At 54.4% G+C, this 4532-nt stretch carries 6 protein-coding genes; all 6 read right to left on the minus strand.

Going from position 1 to position 4532, the window contains the following annotated elements:
• Positions 1 to 128: 128 nt before the first annotated feature.
• On the minus strand, positions 129 to 737 hold the full coding sequence (hisIE, locus tag ACTBDZ_RS15350) for a bifunctional phosphoribosyl-AMP cyclohydrolase/phosphoribosyl-ATP diphosphatase HisIE (RefSeq protein WP_438815956.1): 609 nt from the start codon (positions 735 to 737) through the stop codon (positions 129 to 131).
• Positions 731 to 1507 (minus strand): imidazole glycerol phosphate synthase subunit HisF, encoded by a 777-nt coding sequence (gene hisF / locus ACTBDZ_RS15355; RefSeq protein WP_438815957.1) that lies wholly within the window; start codon positions 1505 to 1507, stop codon positions 731 to 733. Before hisF ends, hisIE begins: the two co-directional genes overlap by 7 nt.
• On the minus strand, positions 1489 to 2226 hold the full coding sequence (hisA, locus tag ACTBDZ_RS15360) for a 1-(5-phosphoribosyl)-5-[(5-phosphoribosylamino)methylideneamino]imidazole-4-carboxamide isomerase (protein ID WP_438815958.1): 738 nt from the start codon (positions 2224 to 2226) through the stop codon (positions 1489 to 1491). The genes hisF and hisA overlap by 19 nt, the downstream gene beginning before the upstream one ends.
• 5 nt (positions 2227 to 2231) lie before the next feature.
• Complete coding sequence (gene hisH, locus ACTBDZ_RS15365) at positions 2232 to 2822, minus strand: imidazole glycerol phosphate synthase subunit HisH (RefSeq protein WP_438815959.1); 591 nt, start codon at positions 2820 to 2822, stop codon at positions 2232 to 2234.
• Entirely contained in the window at positions 2822 to 3889 is a 1068-nt protein-coding gene (hisB, locus tag ACTBDZ_RS15370) for a bifunctional histidinol-phosphatase/imidazoleglycerol-phosphate dehydratase HisB (RefSeq protein ID WP_438815960.1), read from the minus strand. Before hisB ends, hisH begins: the two co-directional genes overlap by 1 nt.
• Positions 3890 to 3904: 15 nt before the next feature.
• On the minus strand, positions 3905 to 4532 hold a 628-nt coding region (locus ACTBDZ_RS15375; protein ID WP_438815961.1), incomplete at its 5' end, for an aminotransferase class I/II-fold pyridoxal phosphate-dependent enzyme.

Raw genomic sequence — 4532 nt, forward strand, 5'->3', positions numbered from 1 at the left:
CCAATGGCAACATTACTTGATGGTAAACGGGTCTGGGCAGAAAAAAATCTGAACCAGATTTAATCTGACAGACACCTGTATAAATAACCGGTAACTGTCAGATCAGGTCTGAGCTAGTACAGATAACTCTATTTGGTATGACGTGCTTTCAGTCGGCCGATAATGGTTGCCAGATCCAGATCCTGCAACAACACCAGCAGGTGATACATCAAATCGGCGGCTTCGTTAGTCAGCTCTTCGGTATCGTGTACGGTGGCGGCCAGTGCGGTCTCCAGCCCTTCTTCGCCGACTTTCTGCGCAATGCGTTTGGTGCCGCTGGCATACAGTTTTGCGGTATAAGAGCTAGCCGGGTCTGCCTGTTTGCGGCTCGCTAACAATTGCTCGAGCTGATGCAAGAATAACCACTCATGCTGTGCCGGGGCAAAACAGCTGCTGGTGCCTTGGTGGCAGGTCGGGCCGATGGGGTTCGCCAGTACCAACAGACTGTCATTGTCACAGTCTGGTGTAATGCTCACTACGTTAAGGAAGTGGCCGGAGGATTCTCCCTTGGTCCACAGCCGCTGTTTAGTGCGGGAATAAAAGGTGACCTTGCCACTCTGTTCAGTCGTTTCCAGCGCTGCCTGATTCATATACCCCAGCATCAACACTTCACCGGATACCGCATGTTGCACAATGGCGGGGATCATCCCGTCGGTTTTTTCCCAATCAAGTTGGGCTTTCTGTTGTTGGCTTAACACGCTCTGATCTCCACACCTTGTTGCTTAAGGTATTTCTTTAATTCGCCAATATTGATGATTTGCTTATGGAATACTGACGCGGCCAGCGCACCATCCACCTGAGCCTGCTCAAAGGCTTGTAAAAAGTGCTCAGGTGTACCGGCCCCGCCAGAGGCGATCAATGGAACATGGCAGCGTTCACGCACCAATTTCAGTTGTTCCAGATCGTAACCGTTACGCACGCCATCCTGATTCATTATGTTCAGCACAATTTCACCGGCACCGCGCTGTTGCACTTCCTGCACCCAATCCAGCGTTTCCCACTGGGTAACACGGGTGCGGCTTTCATCACCGGTATACTGATTCACATGATAACGCCCGGTAGCGCTGTCATACCAAATATCGATACCGACCACGATGCACTGTACGCCATAACGATCGGCAAGGCGAGTAATCAAGGTAGGATCGGCCAGCGCCGGGGAGTTGATTGAAATTTTATCAGCACCGAACGAGAGGATTTGTCCGGCATCTTCGACACTTTTGATGCCACCGGCTACGCAGAAGGGGATATCAATCACTTCTGCCACGCGGGATACCCAGCTTTTGTCGACCACACGTCCGTCAGACGACGCGGTGATATCGTAAAAGACCAGTTCATCTGCGCCTTCCTGAGCATAACGCTGTGCTAACGGAACGATATCGCCGATGATTTCATGGTTGCGGAACTGCACCCCTTTTACCACCTGACCGTCACGTACGTCGAGACAGGGAATTATCCGTTTTGCCAGCATGCGATGGCCTCCGTTACATTGAATTTGCCTTCGAGCAGCGCTCGTCCGACGATCACGCCTTTCACACCGCTGCCACGCAGATTGGCGATATCCTGCAACCCACCAATGCCGCCAGAAGCCTGGAACGTAATCTGTGGATAGCGTTGGCATACCGCGCGATAGAGTTCCACGTTGGAACCGCTCAGAGTACCGTCACGGGAAATGTCGGTACACAGCATGTGTTTCAGACCAAATGGCTGATATTGTTCGATGACTTGCTCCAGCGTGACACCGGAATTTTCCTGCCAGCCACTGATCGCAACCTGTTTGACTCCTGCATTATCAATGCGCACATCCAGCGCCAGTACCAACGCATCAGCACCATAACGGGTAAACCACGCCTGTACCAACTCCGGCTGTTTAACGGCGGTAGAGCCAATCACGACGCGGGTCGCTCCGGCTTCTAGCAGTGCAACGACATCTTGCTCGGTACGGATACCGCCACCCACCTTTACTGGCACACTCACGCCAGCTAACAGGGTTTTCAGTAACGGGATCTGGCGTGCCGCTGGATCTTTTGCGCCGGTCAAATCCACCAGATGTAACACTTCAGCGCCCTGTTGCTGATAGGCTTGTAAACGGGGGAGGGGATCGCTGCCATACTGGCGTTGCTGACCATAGTCACCCTGATGAAGACGAACCACCTGTCCGTCGATAAGATCGAGTGCGGGGATAATCATGCTGATTACATCTCCAGAAAGTTTTTCAGCAACTGAGCGCCGGCGGCCCCAGAGCGTTCTGGGTGAAATTGCACGCCGTAGAAGTTGTCCTTCTGCACTGCGGCGGTAAAGGCTTCACCGTACTCTGCTTGTGCGATGGTGTTGGCACATACCGGCATGGCATAGCCGTGCACAAAGTAGAAGTAGGCACCTTCATCAATGCCTTGGAACAGACGGTGTCCTGCCTGCGGTGTGACCTGATTCCAGCCCATGTGCGGTAGCGGCAGGCCGCGATCCTGCATTTTTTTTACCGCAGCCGGAATGATATTCAACGTATCAATCCCGCCATTCTCGTCGCTGGCAGAGCCAAGCAGTTGCATGCCGAGGCAGATACCGAGCACCGGTTGGGTGCAGGCCTTGATCAGCGGAATCAAGTCACGGGCGGTAAGCTGGTCCATCGCGGCCTGTACGGTGCCGACGCCGGGTAGAAACAGTTTGTCGGCGCGTAGCACCACCTCAGGATCGCGGCTCACCACTGGGTCATAGCCCAGTCGACGCACCGCATAGGTAACGGAGGCGAGATTGGCGCAACCGGTATCGAGAATCACCACGTTCATCACGGCACCCCTTTCGAGCTGGGCAGGGTATCACCCTCCACTCGAATGGCTTGGCGCAGCGTGCGGCCAAACACTTTGAACAGGCTTTCTACGCGATGGTGATCGTTACGGCCTTTGGTTCTCAAATGCAGCGTGCACCCCATGGCATAGGAGAGCGAGCGGAAGAAGTGCTCGACCATTTCCGTGCTTAAATCGCCCATGCGTTGGTAGTTAAATTCGGCTTTATATTCCAAATGTGGACGTCCGGAAATATCCAGCGCGCAGCGTGCCAGACACTCATCCATCGGCAGCACAAAGCCAAAACGACCGATGCCACGCTTGTCGCCCAGCGCTTTGTTCAGTGCTTCACCCAAAGCGAGACCGGTGTCTTCCACCGTGTGGTGATCGTCGATGTAAAGATCGCCTTTCACATCGATGTTCATACGGAATCCACCGTGGGTGGCAATCTGGTCAAGCATGTGGTCGAAGAAACCGACGCCAGTGTGGATCTTGCTGCCGCCTTCCTGATCCAGCCACACTTCTACATTAATGGAGGTTTCCCGCGTCACGCGATTCACCAGTGCATGGCGGTTGCGTTGGGTAAGCTTGTCGGTGATGGTCTGCCAGTCAAGTCCATCACGCTGATAGCGTAATCCGGTGATCCCCATGTTTTGCGCCAACTGTACGTCCGTTTCGCGATCGCCAATCACGTAACTGTTGGCGCTGTCCATCGGGTTCTGTTGCAAAAAGGCATCCACCAGCGCGGTTTTAGGTTTGCGACACGCACAGTTATCCGCTGGAAGATGCGGACAAATCAGCACCTCTTCGAATTCAATGCCTTGTGAGGTAAGAATCTGCATCATCAACTGGTGCGGCGGATTGAACGTTTCTTGCGGGAAACTGTGCGTGCCAAGCCCGTCTTGATTGGTGATCATCACCAGCTTGAAACCGGATTTCTGCAAACTCAGCAGGGAAGGGATGACGGCAGGCTCCAGCGCCAGTTTATCTAAACGGTCAACCTGGAAGTCTTGCGGCGGCTCGGCAATCAGCGTGCCATCGCGGTCAATAAAAAGAAATTTCTGTCCCATGTCTGCTCCTGAAGATTACTCGTTAGTGCCGGATAAGGCGCACAGTGCGGCAACCACCTGCTGGCATTCGCCACGACTGCCGATAGTGATGCGCAGGCATCCGGAAAGGCCGGGCTGTTTGTTCTGATCGCGTAAAATAATGCCCTGATCCCACAGCGTTTTGAAGACATTACTGGCGGCGGCGAAACGTACCAATACGTAGTTACTGGCGCTGTCGAACACCTGTTCCACACAAGGTAACGGTGCCAGCGCGGCCATCAGCCAGGCGCGGTTTTCAGCAATCTCTGCGACGCGTTCACGCATCGTGCCGATCCCTGTGTCATCCAGCGCTTGCGCGGCGATATCTGCCACCGGCGTTGAAAGCGGGTAAGGTGCGATGACCTTCAGCAGCAGCGCGATCACGGGTTCATTCGCCAGCGTAAAACCGCAACGCAACCCTGCCAGCGCAAACGCTTTGGAAAGGGTACGCAGCACCACCAGATGCGGATAGTCTGCCAGCCAGCCTGCGACCGTGGAACCGGGGTTGACTTCGATATAGGCTTCATCCACCACCACCAACGCTTGGCCCGCAGCCAATGCCAACAGCTTGCGCAGATCGTCTGCGTCAAGGACGTTACCGGTTGGGTTGTTGGGACTACACACG

Origin of the sequence: Symbiopectobacterium sp. (genome assembly GCF_051710365.1) — a bacterium.
In the GTDB taxonomy this organism is placed as follows: Bacteria; Pseudomonadota; Gammaproteobacteria; order Enterobacterales; family Enterobacteriaceae; genus Symbiopectobacterium.

Bases quoted from the DNA above. Each gene is read 5' to 3' on its own strand.
- hisB (WP_438815960.1), bottom strand. From the start codon at position 3,889: ATGGGACAGAAATTTCTTTTTATTGACCGCGATGGCACGCTGATTGCC.
- hisH (WP_438815959.1), bottom strand. From the start codon at position 2,822: ATGAACGTGGTGATTCTCGATACCGGTTGCGCCAATCTCGCCTCCGTT.
- hisF (WP_438815957.1), bottom strand. From the start codon at position 1,507: ATGCTGGCAAAACGGATAATTCCCTGTCTCGACGTACGTGACGGTCAG.
- hisA (WP_438815958.1), bottom strand. From the start codon at position 2,226: ATGATTATCCCCGCACTCGATCTTATCGACGGACAGGTGGTTCGTCTT.